The sequence below is a fragment of the Serratia entomophila genome (assembly GCF_021462285.1).
In the GTDB taxonomy this organism is placed as follows: Bacteria; Pseudomonadota; Gammaproteobacteria; order Enterobacterales; family Enterobacteriaceae; genus Serratia; species Serratia entomophila.
The window spans coordinates 1,224,412-1,240,158 of the sequence record NZ_CP082787.1; the positions used below are offsets into that span (position 1 = coordinate 1,224,412).

General features: G+C 51.1%; 15 protein-coding genes. 10 read left to right on the top strand and 5 right to left on the bottom strand.

What is annotated here, in order from left to right; translation table 11 throughout:
- Position 1: 1 nt before the first annotated feature.
- Positions 2 to 181 (bottom strand): hypothetical protein, encoded by a 180-nt coding sequence (locus tag KHA73_RS06000; protein ID WP_234589704.1) that lies wholly within the window; start codon positions 179 to 181, stop codon positions 2 to 4.
- A 173-nt stretch (positions 182 to 354) separates the two neighbouring features.
- Between KHA73_RS06000 and KHA73_RS06005 the strand changes: the two genes are divergently transcribed.
- Entirely contained in the window at positions 355 to 2,427 is a 2,073-nt protein-coding gene (locus KHA73_RS06005; protein ID WP_234589705.1) for a phage tailspike protein, read from the top strand.
- Between the two features lies 1 nt (position 2,428).
- Complete coding sequence (locus tag KHA73_RS06010; RefSeq protein ID WP_234589706.1) at positions 2,429 to 3,232, top strand: hypothetical protein; 804 nt, start codon at positions 2,429 to 2,431, stop codon at positions 3,230 to 3,232.
- A 25-nt stretch (positions 3,233 to 3,257) separates the two neighbouring features.
- Here the strand turns inward: KHA73_RS06010 and KHA73_RS06015 are convergent, their stop codons facing one another.
- Positions 3,258 to 3,497 (bottom strand): hypothetical protein, encoded by a 240-nt coding sequence (locus tag KHA73_RS06015; protein ID WP_234589707.1) that lies wholly within the window; start codon positions 3,495 to 3,497, stop codon positions 3,258 to 3,260.
- A 1,094-nt stretch (positions 3,498 to 4,591) separates the two neighbouring features.
- On the opposite strand from KHA73_RS06015, the gene KHA73_RS06020 reads away from it, so the two are divergent.
- Positions 4,592 to 7,606: a DUF4214 domain-containing protein gene (locus tag KHA73_RS06020; protein ID WP_234589708.1), complete on the top strand. Its 3,015-nt coding sequence runs from the start codon at positions 4,592 to 4,594 to the stop codon at positions 7,604 to 7,606.
- A gap of 298 nt (positions 7,607 to 7,904) precedes the next feature.
- Positions 7,905 to 8,030 carry a YoaK family small membrane protein gene (locus tag KHA73_RS06025; RefSeq protein WP_234589709.1) on the top strand — a complete coding sequence of 42 codons (126 nt, stop codon included), beginning with the start codon at positions 7,905 to 7,907 and terminating at the stop codon, positions 8,028 to 8,030.
- A 105-nt stretch (positions 8,031 to 8,135) separates the two neighbouring features.
- On the opposite strand, the gene KHA73_RS06030 is transcribed toward KHA73_RS06025, so the two are convergent.
- Positions 8,136 to 9,215, bottom strand: a complete 1,080-nt coding sequence (locus KHA73_RS06030; protein ID WP_234589710.1) for an acyltransferase family protein — start codon at positions 9,213 to 9,215, stop codon at positions 8,136 to 8,138.
- Entirely contained in the window at positions 9,212 to 9,466 is a 255-nt protein-coding gene (locus tag KHA73_RS06035; protein WP_234589711.1) for a hypothetical protein, read from the bottom strand. The genes KHA73_RS06030 and KHA73_RS06035 overlap by 4 nt, the downstream gene beginning before the upstream one ends.
- A 563-nt stretch (positions 9,467 to 10,029) precedes the next feature.
- Here KHA73_RS06035 and KHA73_RS06040 point away from each other — a divergent pair.
- From KHA73_RS06040 to KHA73_RS06055, 4 genes are all read left to right on the top strand, one after another.
- Positions 10,030 to 10,242 (top strand): hypothetical protein, encoded by a 213-nt coding sequence (locus KHA73_RS06040; protein ID WP_234589712.1) that lies wholly within the window; start codon positions 10,030 to 10,032, stop codon positions 10,240 to 10,242.
- A 24-nt stretch (positions 10,243 to 10,266) separates the two neighbouring features.
- Positions 10,267 to 10,518: a hypothetical protein gene (locus KHA73_RS06045; protein ID WP_234589714.1), complete on the top strand. Its 252-nt coding sequence runs from the start codon at positions 10,267 to 10,269 to the stop codon at positions 10,516 to 10,518.
- A 138-nt stretch (positions 10,519 to 10,656) separates the two neighbouring features.
- Entirely contained in the window at positions 10,657 to 10,800 is a 144-nt protein-coding gene (locus KHA73_RS06050) for a hypothetical protein (RefSeq protein ID WP_234589716.1), read from the top strand.
- A 115-nt stretch (positions 10,801 to 10,915) separates the two neighbouring features.
- Positions 10,916 to 12,460 (top strand): glycosyltransferase family 39 protein, encoded by a 1,545-nt coding sequence (locus KHA73_RS06055; protein WP_234589717.1) that lies wholly within the window; start codon positions 10,916 to 10,918, stop codon positions 12,458 to 12,460.
- Between the two features lie 8 nt (positions 12,461 to 12,468).
- Here KHA73_RS06055 and KHA73_RS06060 read toward each other — a convergent pair whose 3' ends face one another.
- The gene (locus KHA73_RS06060; protein ID WP_234589719.1) at positions 12,469 to 12,630 is read right to left on the bottom strand and encodes a YnfU family zinc-binding protein; all 162 of its coding nucleotides are present in this window, start codon (positions 12,628 to 12,630) and stop codon (positions 12,469 to 12,471) included.
- Positions 12,631 to 13,076: 446 nt separating this feature from the next.
- Between KHA73_RS06060 and KHA73_RS06065 the strand changes: the two genes are divergently transcribed.
- Both KHA73_RS06065 and KHA73_RS06070 read left to right on the top strand, forming a co-directional pair.
- A complete protein-coding gene (locus tag KHA73_RS06065; protein WP_234589720.1) occupies positions 13,077 to 13,628 on the top strand; it encodes a flavodoxin family protein in 552 nt (183 codons plus the stop codon).
- A 651-nt stretch (positions 13,629 to 14,279) separates the two neighbouring features.
- Positions 14,280 to 15,746 carry a GGDEF domain-containing protein gene (locus KHA73_RS06070; protein ID WP_234589722.1) on the top strand — a complete coding sequence of 489 codons (1,467 nt, stop codon included), beginning with the start codon at positions 14,280 to 14,282 and terminating at the stop codon, positions 15,744 to 15,746.
- Position 15,747: the final 1 nt, after the last annotated feature.

Genomic DNA, 15,747 nt, shown 5'->3' on the forward strand with positions numbered 1-15,747 from the left:
GCTATTTTTTGCTGTTTGGAGTTCTCTCGGTAAGAACCCACTCATTACCCGGTTGAGTTGTTGGCGGCAATTTTTCGTTGTCGCGGACGGTGGCGTAGTTATCTTTCTTGCCACCGCGTGGGCCAACTTCTTGGTAGATGCCACCATCTTTTCCGGTGTTTTCACCTGGTTTCTTAGACATGCATACATCCTCTAATACGCCCACCATTGGGCAAGTAGATCATCTCTAAACCATAAATATCTGCAACATCATAGTTTCTTAAGTTTGGCTCAGATCACGATAACCAATTCACCCAAGCAACCCGGCCTTCGCGCTGGGTTTTTTATTGTCCAAAATCCAGGCGGAGTCAAAGCATGGCCGATAACGTCCCAAAAGCCCTTGTTTCGATGCCCACCCAACCGTTTACCCTGGCGCGCTCATTCAAGGCGGCAGCGAACGGCACGGTGTACATCGGCAAAGTTGGCATGGACCCGACGATCCCCGAAAATCAGCAGCAAGTTTTTGTTGGCGTAGTCCCTGTACCTCAACCGATCTCCATCAACTCCGGCGGCTTCCCTGTCTATAACGGTCAGGTATCCGTGTTCACGACCACGGGTAATCACTCGATGTTGGTGCTCGACGCGGAAGGGGCCCAGCAGCACTACTTTCCGGACATCTCCACGGTAGACCCACAGTCGCTATTGGCGCTGCTGGCAGGGCCGAATGGCAGCGACTACATCGGTACGAAAGACGGCACACTGACGGCCACAATTAACCGTATCGACACGACGGTGAACATCCCAACGCAGCAGGCGGTTGCACGGGCAGAAAACGCGGCGGAAAGGGCAGAAAACGCGGCAGACGAGGCGGAAGCGGTAGTCGACAACGACTACACATTTGCAAACACAGCTGCCGGGCTAGCTGGCACAACCGCGGGACAGTATTTCCGTGTGCCCCAAGGGGTAGGGGCCGATATCAGCTTCATCTACTACCTGAATAACTCCGGCATTGCCGTTCCTGTCGCTGAGCTTGTAGGCAAAGCAGCAATTGAGCGGCAGAAACAATTGCTTTGGGAACTCACTAACTCGGTGGGTCAAAACTATTTTGATTTCGTTAGTGAGGGCGAATTGAAAAGCACCTATGCCATCCCGCTGCGTGGCGATAATTCACCGGACCCGAAAGTTGTCGATGCGCTCTACTGGGGTTCACTGGATTTATGTGTGCCTATTTCTGCGCGCACGGCAATTCATAATGAAATCGGTGCAGGTCGCGACCCATATCAAGACTTTGTCCTTGACACAGAAAAAGGAATTGGGTTTTTACCCGACGCATTCGGGCGATTTCTGTTTGTATTAAAGCCAGATGGAAAGGTTTATTTTAAGGGCGGTATTGGCGGGATTGATACAGCAAGCACACTAACTGAAATTAATGGCGACGTTAACTCTAAGCTGCGGGCTAAATGCGCAGCTATTAAAACCGCATCGGTGTCAAACGTTAACCCGACGCTGCTTTTAACCGGCGATTCGTACTCGGACAAAATCACTATTCCTTTGGTGTTCAGGGATAAATTGCAGGCTAAATATGGCGATGGCGGTACTGGTTACGTTTCATTTAACCCCAGCGAATTACTGCCCGGTGTTAATGTCACCAGTTCTGGATTTACACTAAGGAACATTTATAACTGTGTAACAAATGACGGCACAGGCATTAATGGGCAGTCTATTTATGCAGCATCGGCCACAACTGGCAACGCGACAATTACTGGCCTGTCCGGCAGCAAGCTGTCACTGTATTACCAAGACCTGTCAGGCTCATTCACTGTTTCTGTGGACGGCGGTAGCGCAGTGACGATCAACGGAGGCGGCACGAACACCTTCAAGGTCTACACAGTCGATGTCACTGCTGGCACGCATAGCGTTGCAGTTGCGAAAACAGGCGCAGGCGTCGTTAATGTTTTCGGTGTACGAGCACTGCTTTCTTCTGGACGCGGGATTAGTGTGTTGCAGATGGGTCAAGGTGGAGCTAAAGCGTCGGACTATACAAAACTAATTCCCAATCTCGGTAATGTTGCTCCTATTATTGATGCTGATTCCGTAATCATAATCCTGGGAACAAACGATGTACGAACTAATGTAACCCCAGCGTTATACGGCCAGTATCTTTCTGCGCTCGTATCTGCGTGGAAAAACTCTGTTGGTCCATCTGTCGGTATTAATATTATGTTCGCAGAGGAAGTCAACAGAAATCTTCCGGAGTATCCTGAGTATGAGTTTGCTGCGCGTGGCGTTGCAGAAAATCAGGGGGTTGGATACATCGATCTTTTCAACTTATTCCCTGACAGAGCTAATACAGTGGCACTTAATATGTTTGCTGATGTTGACCACTTAAATGCGGCCGGTGCAACTCACCTGATGAATTTCACGCTTAACAATTTGTTGGAGATTTAATATGAATGGCATGCTGAATACGTGGCGTGGTGTAGTGTACCCCGGTGATAACTATGACAAATTGAGCGATTACATTAAGCCTATTTTCGTCCCGCCGGATACAAACGGGCTTGTAGGGGCGTATTATCCGGCGATGCTAAGCAAAAAAGGCGCGTTGTATAACCACTGGACAAAACAGAATAGTATTACGGCAATTAACAAACCTTTTTTGTTTGACACGTTTGCGCGATGCTCTGCCGATAACTGTTTTGATTTGAATATTAAAACAGGGAATAACACAGTTATGTTTGTTATCGCCCGTGCTCCGGCGCTGGGAGCATCAGCTACTGATCGTGGGCTAGCGCTATCGGATTGGACCGACGCGTCGTCGCCGAAAGGCGCCGCTATCGAGCTGCGTCGTGCCGCTGACCGCATTCAGTGCGTTGGCTATTTGTCGCGCGACGTTGGCGGTGGGGTAATCCGAGAGGACAGCTCAACGATAGAACTGCTCGCAAGCAGCGGCGCGGACCTCGATGGTTTCAACATTTATCTCCTGGCATACAATTCTGGATCATGGGCAGGCACTGGGGCGTACAGGCCAAACACAAAAGATTTCCCTATTGCCGCGATGCTCAGCGGGACGCTAGCCCCAACGGGACGCAATTTACGACTCGGCGGACACTACCCTGCGACCACTCCTGACACGTTGGCCGGGTGGACTGACGTGGCCGGTTGCCTGATCTATGAGGGCCGCACCGACGCATTCTATAAAACTGTGGGCGACTATCTGTACTACACGGCAATGCCGCAGCTCGGCATTCGTTAGCCGAACACGCCGGGACGGACCCCGGCTATTTGTAGAGTACGTCGAAATCGAAAGACATCACTGCATCAACGGCTCTGCCCTGGGTTTCAAACGGCGTTTCTGATACGAGTGGCCAGCGCCCTTTATGCCAGACATACAGCCAGTGCTGGTGCTCCTCGTCTTCGCGGATCGCGAACATCGGCGGGCTGTTGATCGTTGGCTCTGGGTATCTGTCGTTTTCATTCAGAATGAAGATCTGCCGCCCGGCTAGGGTGATGCTGCCCATTTTTGTGCTCCGGGGATGGTCATGGAGTAATGGTAGCAGAGGTGGGACAAACCTGGGACAGGGATGTTTTCACATCTGTTGATATGGTTTTCTAACTTTTTGCATCTTGGGACGTGTGAGCGCGGCCTGATGCGGTATCTGACTGTATTAAAAGGTGGTTCTAGGAACTTCTAAGCCGTAGGTCACAGGTTCGAGCCCTGTAGGGCGTACCATTAAGTTTCAACAAATCCCCCCTCAACACCCCTGGCTGCTCAACGTCCATATGGGCAGAATTGGGAGCAAACCCTCAACAATCGCTGCTATCTGCCCTGCATGCGCCATGACGCGGTTCGGTGCCGGGCGGCGCATATCTCTATGCCATTTCTATGCTCTCGAAAGAGAATGTGGGTCTATTGAGATGCCGGGTTTAAAAAAACTGTTCCCAATATTCGATAGAGCGAACATTGGCTTGAGATTAATCTTAAATTAGAACGTTCACTCCGCTATTTCACTTCATAACCACCCTCTCATGCTTAATAAGAATAATAAAACCCATCAGTAAGAACATTGCCAATTAAAATCGATAATATTGATGTTTTATACGTGACGTACGGAGTTTAAGAAAAAGAGCGCACCCAATAGGAATTATAAAAATCATGCAATTCTTGGCTTATTCTTATGATGTTTTCTTATTCGCTTTGTTTTGGAGTAAAATAAATATTTTATTTGTTTTTGTGGTTTTTTAATCTTTTTTATATCTATTTTTTGTTGTTTTTGTCTGTTTTTTGTTAATTGGAAAGCCTCTGGTGCTGTTTTTTGGGTCGGTTTGATAAATGATGCTGTTTCTATATATAGTGCGCCGTGTTCGGGCCGTTAACAGGGTCTGAGCTTGAAGTTCTTCAAAATGCACGCTTGGTTTTTTAGCGACTTTATTAATTAAAGCACCGGGGAGAGTTGGCACTCATCCTAATAAAACACTTATCTCAGTAATATTCCTATTTCCATCCCACTTGTGACGCAGTCTGAGCGCGCAAGGTAAAAACATATATGCAAAATCACCCCATAAAAATGAGGTGATCGATGTTTTGCCATCCATTTAAAAGGATAGATAATCTATGGCATCTTTAAATTTCCAAAAAGAAGCGGCAGCGTTGTTATATTCCGTCCTTGGCGAGAACGCTTCCCCGAGCACCTTTGACGCGATTGGCCATAGCATTGAAACTGGCCAGCTTTCTGCGGAAGACTACGTCGGTTCACTGCTGAACAGCGCCGCCGGCGTGCAGCTTTACGCTGGTAAAAGCGATTTAGATATCCTCAGCAGTATTTACAGCGCGACCTACGGCAAAGCTGCGCCGGAAGGCTATCTGTCCGGTTTACTGGCGAATGCCAATTTGGAAACGTCCGTGGCCACCCTGGTCAATACGCTGCTGAACTACAGCGGTTTTGACGCCGACATGCTGGCGTCACAGGCCAGCTACGATGAGCAGCTGAACCTTGTTTTGTACCCGTCCTATGAACTTGCCAACGGCGCCGCCGGCACTTCAGACGTTATGGCGCTGTATTATCTGGCGGGCGTCGATCCGGTGATGGGAACCGTCTACAGCGTGGGGGCGCAAATCAATGCAGGCACCACCAGTTTTGCGCAGGCGGCAAGCCAGTTCGTCAATGGCCGTCCTGAACTGAAATCACTGACGAACGACGCATTCGTCAAACTGGTATTCAGCGAAGGCTATGGCCGCGCGGCAACCAGCGCCGAACTGAACAGCTACACGTCTTTCCTGGCTAACGGCGGCGACCGTGGCCAGCTCATGGTAAATATTATCAATGAATTGCGCGGCACCGTAGGCGCGGGCGACAAGAACGCGCAGCAGCAGTTCCTGCATGACACCACTCCGCATGCGCCTGGCGTGATTGCCGATCTGGCCGCGCAAGAGCAGGTTGCTTCCATCTTCCTGTCTATCCCTGAACGCAACGTGGACGCTCAGGGCCTGGACGACTGGAGCAGCTATCTGGGGAAAAACGGCAACACGCAACTGTCATTGACGGCAAAGCTCATCACTTCCGCTGAATTCCAGCAAAAAGGCGCGCAGCTGAGCGGCAACGACTATATCCAGCATGTGTACACCGCCGTGCACGGCGTGCCGGCGACGGCGACGCAGTTGGCGCAATACGCGAAACTGGGTGCCGACAAAGCGCTGATCACCACCGCGATCATCAACGATCTGCGCAGCTCCACCGCGACGGATGCCGTGACCGTGACCCAGCAGCATGCGTTCGAATACGATATCGGCACCAGTCTGACTTATAAAACCGCCGCTACGCTGTCGGCGTCGGCGGCGGGCGGCAACGCCACCGGTACGGTAAACACCGGCGCGAGCCACGTGCTGACCAACGCGGAAACTGCGGTGCTGGTCAACGCGGTGCTGAATGCGGATGCGGCTACCACGGTAAACCTGAAGTTCGCCGATCACCTGGCCAACCTGACCATTAACGGCAACAAGGCCGCGACGGTCAACCTGTCGGACAACGGCGTGAATCCGGGCGTGGACATTACCGTCAACAACGGCAACGTTACCCTGAACGCCAGCTCCGGCAACGATGACGTGCAGGTGACCTCCGCCGCCAACATCGCCGCGGGCATTGCAAAGTTCAACCTTGGCGCCGGCAACGACAGCCTGAAGTGGGGCGGCAACGCCACCAATGGCTACAACGTGGTGAGCAGCAACGTGCGCGCTAACGGCGGAGAAGGGGTGGACACCATTTCCGCCAACTTCATCACCAAGCAACTGACGACGACCTCCAGCAGTTTCCTGTGCTGGACGACCACCAAAAGCACTATCAGCACCAACGCCGGTCAGTTCACCAGCTTTGAGAAGATCGATCTGGGCGGTTATATCGGCGGCACCAGCGCGACTCTGAACGGTAAAGCGGTCAGCGTGAACAGCGGCCACCAGTTCGACTACGGCGTGATCAACGGCAAAGCCACCGCCAACGAGATCGGCAATGTTGACTGCCTATACAACGTCAGCCCGTCCTCCACCTTGGGCAAACAGGGCTTTGTGCTGTCCGGCTTCGCCGACAACGTACACGTGATCAACGTCTCCGGCGGCAGCGTGGCACAGCTGGAAGTGACCGGCGATGCCACCGCCAACAGCAGCGTTGATTTCACTTTCTTGCAAGACGCTACCAACAAGTTCGACATCAACTTCACTGCCGTCAGCGATGCCGACGTCAATGCCGGCACCATTAAGTTGGCCAGCAGCAGCAGCAATGGCTGTTGGACGCCGGGTACAGCATTGTCCACGGTGAACGTCAATTCCGGCGGCGTCGGCGACTTCAGCAACATCCTGAAGCTGGCGGGCAGCAATAGCCAGGTCACCAAGGTAAACATTGCCGGCGACCATCAGCTTGAATTGCAATTGGGTGCCGGTTATTCCAACGTGAGAACGATCGATGCTTCCGCCAACACGCATGGCGTCGACATCACCTCCAGCGTTGGCGGCACCGGTGAAGGTTGCGTGCTCAACCTGCTGGATCTGCTGCCATTCAACAGCATTACCAAACCGTTGGCGGGCCTGTTCGGTTTTAAAAACGACGAATTGAAAATTATCGGCACCAATCAGGCCGATACCTTCAGCGTGGTGGGCAACACAAGCGTTACCGGCGGCGCGGGCGCAGATACCTTCAAGTTGGTCAGCAGCACCGCCAATGCGGCCGTCACCATCAAGGACTTCAATACTCATGAAGATACCCTGGTGGACGTGAAGTCTGGCCTGGCGTTGTCAGACAGCGATAGCGGCACCCGAGTGGCTGACTACGGTTACAGCTCCAACGACGTTATCAAAGGCATTTTGGGGAGCGCGCTGACCTGCGTCGTTTCGGCAAAAGTGGACTTCTTTAAAATGGTTCTGGGGATTCAGAAAGAATCTCTGTCGCATGTCGGCGTCGTCGGCACCAGCGCAGGCAGCTATGTGATTGTCGATCAGAATGGCAACGGCTCATTCGATAACCATGACACCATCTCGTTCCTGCAGGGGGTCAGCCATAATGACGCGGCGCAGATGTATTATGCGTCCAGCGTGACGACCAATGGCGTTCAGCAGCAAAGCGGCGAGCTGGCTTTCGCATAATTAATCTTGTTGTCGTATTTTCAGGCGGGGTTTACCCCGCCTTTTTTATTGCCGGCGTTAAACTTCGCAATGGGCCGGGGCAGGTACGTTAGGCTGAAGAAAACTCACATTTTAATATTTCGACCAGTTAGTTAGATGTCGATGTTTTCATTTTTCAAATTTGCCGTGCTTTTTTATTTTTCATCGGTGTCCCCTAAAATCTGATCTGTTCATGTCTAATTCCATGTTGTCTCAACCTATCAGCGGTGGGGCATTTTTTTTGCATTAAGGAGTATGTAAAGACAATAACGAGAACAAGATGAAAATTGGATTTTTATTTCCCGTCGCCATCATCGTGGCGGCTGTAGTTCTTCTCGGTGATATCAGTCATGAGCGGGGAGTAATCAATGAAAGACGTCAAGATAGCTACGAAAGTCGAATCTAACGATGAAGGAATAATAAAAGTAAACGCCAGAATGAGGTTGGCTCATTGCTGTAAGCCTGAGGTTTATTATGCGGTGAATTATACATTCACCGCATAATAACAAGGTCACTTAGTTGCAAGTTTCATTTCACGCTTGCTGTATGCGTTAATTTTCGACTCAATAAGGGAGTAACAAATACATCCGGCAATTAACGATATTAAAACCATTACTGCTGAATATAAGTACTGGCCAGAGTGCGATAAATCAACAAATGAAGTCTTGCTGGCCACTGCGTTTACTGCGCCCATAACAAGCCTGTGGCATAAGTAGATTGAATAGGATGCCAACCCTAAATAAGACACAAAGGACATCGTCAGGCCTTGTCCCGTAGTGTTTACAAATGTCGCTAACGCAAAAAGTAAAGACAGGGAGATGAAAAGAACTACTTCATTCAAGTTTGAAATTACGCAGGCAAGAATACCAATGATGAACACAAGGGCAACGAGAATCCCGTGGTCCGTCTTGGCTTTTATCTTGAACTGCAGAGCGCATATCACTATCCCGGAAACGAAATACAACATAATAGGAGACGTATAAAAACCAATTAGCGTTTTTTCGGAGTGTGGAACAATGGCGCCGTATAGACAAATGGCCGAGATGACTGCAATGACAAATAAGAGCCCTGTCAGCCTTCTCATCAATAATGAAATGGAAAACAGCAGATAAAAGAACATTTCATAGCAAAGAGTCCACCCCACAGACAGTGGAGTTACAAGCCTATTTGAGTTTTTCTCAAAAATATCAGGAATGAAAAATGCAGATAATATAGAACTTTTAGCGTTTATTTCAGTGGAAGGAAACCAGTTTCTATTTATTATGAAGGCCAAAATGGTTATTATTGTGAACAAGTAATACATTGGGGCAACCCTGAAAAAACGCTTCTTCATAAAGTTCAGCGATTTATTATTTTTGAAGTCCCCCCAATGAACATAGGTCATTAAATAACCACTAATCATGAAGAATATAATTACACCCAGCTCTCCAATCCTGCCACCATATCCAAAAAGTATATCAAAACCGTCAACTGATAGTTTTTGGGAGAATGACTGTGAGTGACATACAACAACAAGTAGACATGCTAAGCATCTCATGTATGTAATAGACATTAAGCTATTTTTTTTGACTGGTGGTTCCACTGCTTTCATTGATACTCCCAAATAAGAATAAGATTGTTCTTATTTCTCGATGGTTTAGTCGATGGTTTTATATTTAGCAGCTTTAACGCTGCAGAAATTTGACCGGTATGACCCCAAAAAAATATTGGTGATAAGTATGTTAATGCTCCATGGCGAGGGGTGTTAAAAATTGATGTGAGTGCAACCAATGGCCATGTTGTTAAGGAAGCAAAAGCTAACCTTAATAGATGAAAAATATGTTTATTTTCTTCGTTTGACATGATGATTCCATTGGTACTTTTCGCATGATGTCAATATACATGCGGAAGTGCGAAATTTCTAGCTTTACAATCAATCTCTTCCTCATTTTGTAAAAATTAAGAATTTATTTAGATAGAGAGTCTATCACTAGACTACTTATCTTATAGTTGCGGGTAAGGTCGAGCGACAGCACTGCTACGCACCTCGGTGATAGGCTGCATGCGGCAAGTGCCCTCTGCCCTCTGGTGAGTGCGAGAGCGGTGGGTATCATTTCGTTCGATAGCGTGCAGGCCGGTGTCTGGAGTATGACAGGGCAACATTTTCTAGCTGCGTGAGTGGCGATAGTAAATATTCTATTCCCAGGGGAAGGAAAGGCATTGCTTCTAGAGGGCGTGCAATTTCGTTTGCTGCATCTTTGCAGATGTCTATAGATTTCTTTTGAAATAATATTTTGATAAATATCTTCTCTTGGCTTTTACTCAAGGGGAATTTCAAATTCAAGATAATGACAGGCCTGACCGCAACAGGGTGAGGCTAAACTTGGCTCACCTAATCTTTCGTACCCCAATGTCACAATGGAGATATGGCCTTAAACGATGAAACAGGTTTTGACCAAGTAGGGCAGGTAGAAACTTTCGATCGATTGAGAAGTATCAGGCCGGATCGTTCAGGCCAGCGTATCTTATTGAGATCCTACCTAAAAGATAAAAATTTAGGTGACGGTGAGTTTGTTGGCACTATCGCAGCAGGGGTTGACGATAAAGGTTTTATCGCCGCAGGTGATGGGTTTTATTAGGCACGTGTTGAACAAGAGCTAAAAATGGAGAACTTCGGCGCGTTCCCTGATGACTATTCGTTTGATAATACGGTCGCTTTTCAATCGGCATTTAATGCAGCGGCGAAGAAAGGCGGTGGTGAAGTAATCGCTGCCGGAAATCTTTTGACGCGTTTGATAGCCACAGACTTGTTCATCATGGTTTTTTATTTTAATTTTCTATTTTTTGTTTTTCTGAGTTATGCCCCTGAGGGTAAAACGATAAATAAGAAAGTATCTCGCTCATGCTCCGGGTGAGTTTTTACTGAGGTAAATAGATAGTGGCAGGGGTTCTGAAAAAATCATTTTGTATATGTTGGGTTACCGGGGGGCAGTTGAGCTTTGGTTTATCCCGGCGGGTTAATATGTAGCCAACTATCCATTGGGGAGCTTCTCATGCGCAACGCTAAATTCTTGCTGGTTTCCTTTGTCTGCCTGTGCGCCGCTACTGTGCTCTATGTGTTGGCCTACCGCGCTTTGGGGCATTACCTCAGCGGTTGTGAAAAGGCCTACTCGAGCATCGGCATTACAATGCGGTAATGCAGACGGCGGCCGTTGCGACTTTTTCACGATGATTTAGCTGCTATTTACCCGGCCTCGGCAATGATGGCCTCGCATCTCCACATTGTGTGGATCCTTCGGGCGGAATGCGGCTATGTCTCTGCAACAGATATCAAATGCGCCTCTTGCGGGCAACCGGTTGAAAGGTATCGGCTATAAACATTACGTATTGCTGATCCTGCTGTTATCGGCCGCGATCCGCTTTACTTCCCTGACCGACAGATACTTGTGGTGTGACGAAGCCTCCAGCGTGCTGACCAGCCGCTATGACGTGGCGGCGTTGTTGTACCATGCGTCTTTCGACGTTCATCCTCCGCTTTATTATTTGCTGTTGCATGGCTGGATGGTGCTGTTCGGCGACAGCATCCTGGCGGTGCGCAGCCTCAGCCTGGTATTTGGCGTGGCGACGGTGGCGCTGGCCATCAGGCTGACGCGCTGGCTGGCCAACGAGCGGGCGGCGCTGCTGGCTGGCGCCCTGATGGCGATAATGCCGATGGCGGTGCGTTACAGCCAGGAAGCGCGCATGTATGCGCTGATGGGCATGTTGACGCTCGCCGCCACCATGGCGCTGGTGCTGTGGTTGAAAACGCCGGCCAATCGGCGCTATCTGGCAATATATGCATTGCTGATGGCGCTGAGTTTTTATACCCATTACTTCACCATCTTTGCCTCAATCACCCATTGGGGCGTGCTGCTGGCGCTTGCCTGCCGACGTGACGAGCCATGTCGCTATCTGAAACAACCTGCGTGGTGGCTGGCCAACCTGGCTATAGGGGGGGCTTATATTCCCTGGCTTCTGGTGCTGCTGGATCTGCTGGCGCATATTACGGAGCTGAAAGCCGGTGGGGATGTGGGGTGGATCCCGCAGGTGACTTGGAGCGATCTGCCCGCCATGTATTGGCGTTTATTCAGCGGAAACGACGGCAGAGGCTACCCTGGGATAATTTTTTGGCTGTTGCCGCCGTGTTTCTTCGGGCTGTCATGCCTGTGGCTGCGGAGGCGAGGGGGGGACAGGAAATATCCGCTGCTGTTGTTTTGCAGCGTATTTGTGCCTGTGACGCTGCTGTTTATTGTTTCACTGCGGACGCCGCTGTTCGTCGATCGCTATTTGTTTTTCGCCGCATTAGGTATTCCGGTGATCCTTGCGATGATCATTACGGAAAGCGAAAGCAGATCGCGCAAGATTTCATTGCTGTTGCTGGTGGGGCTGCTGTTTGGCAGCGGGCTGCGTAATGATTATCCGCCGGAGAAAGACGAGTTCAAGGCGATGGTGCATTATATCAACGGCAACTATCAGGCCAACGACGCCGTGGTGGTCAGCAATATGTTCAATTACCTGAGCTATGTCTATTACAACAAAAAGGGCTATCGCGCCCTGCTGTATACGCCGGCCAACCCCAACGGCATTTCCGGCAAACCCAACGCCTACGGTTTTGGCACCTTCTTCCACGATCGCGCGGCGCAAACCTACGTCGACAACCTGCATGCTCTGGCGGGCAATCACCGCCGGATCTGGCTGGTCAGCGGCGGCGATTTTAATCAGGACTTCGGCCGGCTGCCGCCGGAGTGGGTTAATACCGGCACTTTCAAGAGCGGCGGGTTCGAGACACGGCTGTTCGTGGCCCAGCCCGTTCGGTAAGCGAGGGGCTACTTTTCTCTCGGCAGGAAGTAATGGCCGCATTTTGGGCAAATCAGGGTGACATTCTGGCGAACCTTGCTGCGGCTCTGGGTCGAGACATAAGCGCACTGCGGGCAGGTGACCTTTACCCCCGAGGCGCTGAACATCTTGAAGGCATCGAAGATAGACATATCTTTTACCGGGTAGATGCATGAAACCCCAGATTAACACCCAATGCGGCTAATAGTTTATTTTTCAATCATTTTTGTGATGATGCCGCGTGGGGCTGTACGTTTCTGCCCAGGCGGCGCGGCGATAAAATGTCATATTTCCCATTTGGCGTTACATCTGCCGGAGCAAACTTACTCAGGGATGACAGTTCTATACATTGGGATTGGTAGTGTAGCTCTACCCGATGATGTTGTGTGTTATCCATTCCCTGTAGTGTATTACCCCATCCCTGTTAAGTTTATCCCGCCTTGTGCGGGATTTTTTTTATCTGCGCGTCCCCAGGTGCGGTTTTTTTGAATAACTTTGTCAGTTAAATTTGGTATGCGTCCGGGGGGCGGTTAGTTAGATTGGAGCTGTTTATCGGTGAGCGCCGTCGGCGCTCTAATCCAGCTACCTGGGAGTCCCTATGGCGAAGACAGTAGTTATTTTTCATTCCGGCTATGGCCATACCGAGCGTTTGGCGAAAGTTGTGGCGGAAGGCGCCGAAGCGGAACTGATCGCCATCGATCAGGAAGGTAATATCAGCGATGAAGCCTGGCAGAAACTGGATGAGGCGAATGCCATCATCTTCGGATCGCCAACCTATATGGGCGGCCCGTCCTGGCAGTTCAAGAAATTCGCCGACGCCAGCTCCAAGGCGTGGTTTACCCGTAAATGGCAAGACAAAGTGTTTGGCGGCTTTACCAACAGCGCCAGCCTGAACGGCGACAAGCAGGTAACGCTGATCGCGCTGCAGACGCTGGCATCTCAGCACGGCGGCCTGTGGGTCAGCCTGGGCCTGATGCCGGCGAACACCAAGGCGGCGCAGCGCACCGACGTCAACAACCTGGGCGGCTCCGTTGGCCTGCTGGTGCAGACGCCGGCAGACGCCGGGGTAGACGAAATGCTGTCGGGCGATCTGGAAACGGCCAAGCTTTATGGCCAGCGCGTAGCAGGTTTTGCCACCAAACTGGCGTAATTCCCCCCTCCCTCCACCAGCGCGGTGGGGGGAGCTTTTCCCGTTCAGCTCGTCCCGCCGTTCATTTTTTCTGCACAATTGCCACGTAAACTGCCCGATGTTATTAGCCTGCTTGGGCTAACACTGCATTTCGTACGAATATTCCCGGTTCCTAGACCGGGTTTTTTGTTGCTAAGGCTCGCTTAAGGTTTCAGCTATACAATGAACAGCGGCGCAGATATGCAATGGCTCGCCGTAACTGTCAATTAGCTGCTCTTCAAGCGAGCCCGCACTGTGCGGGCTTTTTTTATGGGGCCTTATTTCACGGGTTCTAATTGCTCTTCGCGGCCAGTTACAGGAAAATAATATTAAACGGCGAGCAGGAAGGGTTAATGAATGATAACCTTTCCATTTGCGTGGCCTCTCTCTTTCTGCTGGCATTGTGTGGTTTGCGCTATGCTGTCAGAGTGCGCTGAACATTATTTTCATTTTCCGTTTTCACGCCCGCCATAATCTGCCGACGGGGCTGGACTAGGAATATTCTGTTAAATAAAGTTTAACATAGTTGTATTATTGATTTGTCTGGCTTTTTTGGTTGAAATCCGAATAGTTTATCCCTCATTACGCCGGGCGAGAGAGTATGCATACTGTTATTCTGGTTATTATCAAGGGATGGGCGAGGCGATGAACGCCAGAATAAATGCCAAACATGGTCTACCGGTCACCGTTCAGCTAATCAATCTTTTCATGCTGACCTTTTTGCTTTCCCTGTTGGGCATCCTTTCCAGGCCGATTGGTTCGCTTTCGCTGTTCTGGCCGGTGAACGCCATTTTACTTGGTTTGCTGTTGCGTAAACCGGCTTACGCCACTCCTTTTGGCTGGCTGACTATCTATTTGGGGATGGTGGTTGCCGATCTCAGCGCCGGCGACGGCGAGGGGCTGTTTTTAGCCATGTGGCTGAACGCCTGCAATATGTCGCTTATCGCCACCGGCTATGGCGTGATGCTGCTGCTGCCGCAGTCGCAGCGGCGGATGGGCAAGCCCCAGGCGATCCTCTATATGTTCACCGCCAGCCTGGCGGGCGCGGCGGTGGCGTCGACGCTGTCGGTGTTGCGCAATGAAAGCCTGTATAACAACTCGGTGATCATCGCCTGGCTGGCGTGGTTCAGCGAGCAGTTCTCCACCAACCTGTTGTTGTTGCCGGTGATCCTGGCGGCGCCGCGGCTGAAGCAGCTGCTGCGCATGCCGATCCGCTGGCGGTTGAGCGCCGGTGCCCCCTTGCTGGCGCTGGTGGTTTCGTTGGTCTTCAGCGTGTATATCGGCGGCCCCGGCGCTATCGCTTTCCCTATTCCTGCGCTGCTGTGGTGTGCGGTGCGCTACCAGCTGTTTACCGTCACGCTGTTGACCTTGCTGACCGGCATGACCGAGATCAGCAGCATTTCGGCCAATCTGATGCTGTACGAAACGCCGAATAACCACAATGCATTCCTCGATACCCTGATGTCCGCCCGGCTGGGGATCGCCATGCTGGTGATGGGGCCCCTGATCCTTTCCAGTTCGATCGCCGTCAACCGCAAGCTGATGCGGCGCCTGGAACACAGTGCCAATCACGACTTCCTGACCGGCGTGCTGGCGCGCAGCGCGCTGACGCGCAAGGCCGGTGAACTGTTGGAGCACAAACACAGGTCCGGGGAAGCGGTGTCGCTGCTGCTGATCGACATCGATCACTTCAAACTGGTCAACGACACCTATGGCCATGCCGTCGGCGATCAGGTGTTGGCGTCGTTCGCCCATACCCTGCGGCGTGAACTGCGGCGCGATCAGCTGTTTGGCCGCCTGGGCGGCGAGGAGTTCGCCATTATGCTGCCGCGCGCGTTGGCGGCGCAGGGCGTGGCGCTGGGCGAACATCTGCGCCAACTGGTGGAGAAGGCCGATATGCATCCAGGCGGTAAGGTGCCGCTGAAAATAACCATCAGCGTCGGCGTCGCCAGCCTGGCGATGAATGAGGTGAAGTCGCTGGAGCAACTGATGAATATGGCGGATATCGCGCTTTACCGTGCCAAGACGCAGGGGCGCAACCGGGTGGAGTCGTTCAACCTGGTGAGCGGCAACAGCATCGGGCACATCATGTTCCGTTAGC

Bases quoted from the DNA above. Each gene is read 5' to 3' on its own strand.
- KHA73_RS06005 (WP_234589705.1), top strand. From the start codon at position 355: ATGGCCGATAACGTCCCAAAAGCCCTTGTTTCGATGCCCACCCAACCG.
- KHA73_RS06010 (WP_234589706.1), top strand. From the start codon at position 2,429: ATGAATGGCATGCTGAATACGTGGCGTGGTGTAGTGTACCCCGGTGAT.
- KHA73_RS06070 (WP_234589722.1), top strand. From the start codon at position 14,280: ATGGGCGAGGCGATGAACGCCAGAATAAATGCCAAACATGGTCTACCG.
- KHA73_RS06035 (WP_234589711.1), bottom strand. From the start codon at position 9,466: ATGTCAAACGAAGAAAATAAACATATTTTTCATCTATTAAGGTTAGCT.
- KHA73_RS06055 (WP_234589717.1), top strand. From the start codon at position 10,916: ATGTCTCTGCAACAGATATCAAATGCGCCTCTTGCGGGCAACCGGTTG.
- KHA73_RS06000 (WP_234589704.1), bottom strand. From the start codon at position 181: ATGTCTAAGAAACCAGGTGAAAACACCGGAAAAGATGGTGGCATCTAC.
- KHA73_RS06015 (WP_234589707.1), bottom strand. From the start codon at position 3,497: ATGGGCAGCATCACCCTAGCCGGGCGGCAGATCTTCATTCTGAATGAA.
- KHA73_RS06045 (WP_234589714.1), top strand. From the start codon at position 10,267: ATGGAGAACTTCGGCGCGTTCCCTGATGACTATTCGTTTGATAATACG.
- KHA73_RS06030 (WP_234589710.1), bottom strand. From the start codon at position 9,215: ATGAAAGCAGTGGAACCACCAGTCAAAAAAAATAGCTTAATGTCTATT.
- KHA73_RS06040 (WP_234589712.1), top strand. From the start codon at position 10,030: ATGGCCTTAAACGATGAAACAGGTTTTGACCAAGTAGGGCAGGTAGAA.
- KHA73_RS06020 (WP_234589708.1), top strand. From the start codon at position 4,592: ATGGCATCTTTAAATTTCCAAAAAGAAGCGGCAGCGTTGTTATATTCC.
- KHA73_RS06060 (WP_234589719.1), bottom strand. From the start codon at position 12,630: ATGTCTATCTTCGATGCCTTCAAGATGTTCAGCGCCTCGGGGGTAAAG.
- KHA73_RS06065 (WP_234589720.1), top strand. From the start codon at position 13,077: ATGGCGAAGACAGTAGTTATTTTTCATTCCGGCTATGGCCATACCGAG.
- KHA73_RS06025 (WP_234589709.1), top strand. From the start codon at position 7,905: ATGAAAATTGGATTTTTATTTCCCGTCGCCATCATCGTGGCGGCTGTA.
- KHA73_RS06050 (WP_234589716.1), top strand. From the start codon at position 10,657: ATGCGCAACGCTAAATTCTTGCTGGTTTCCTTTGTCTGCCTGTGCGCC.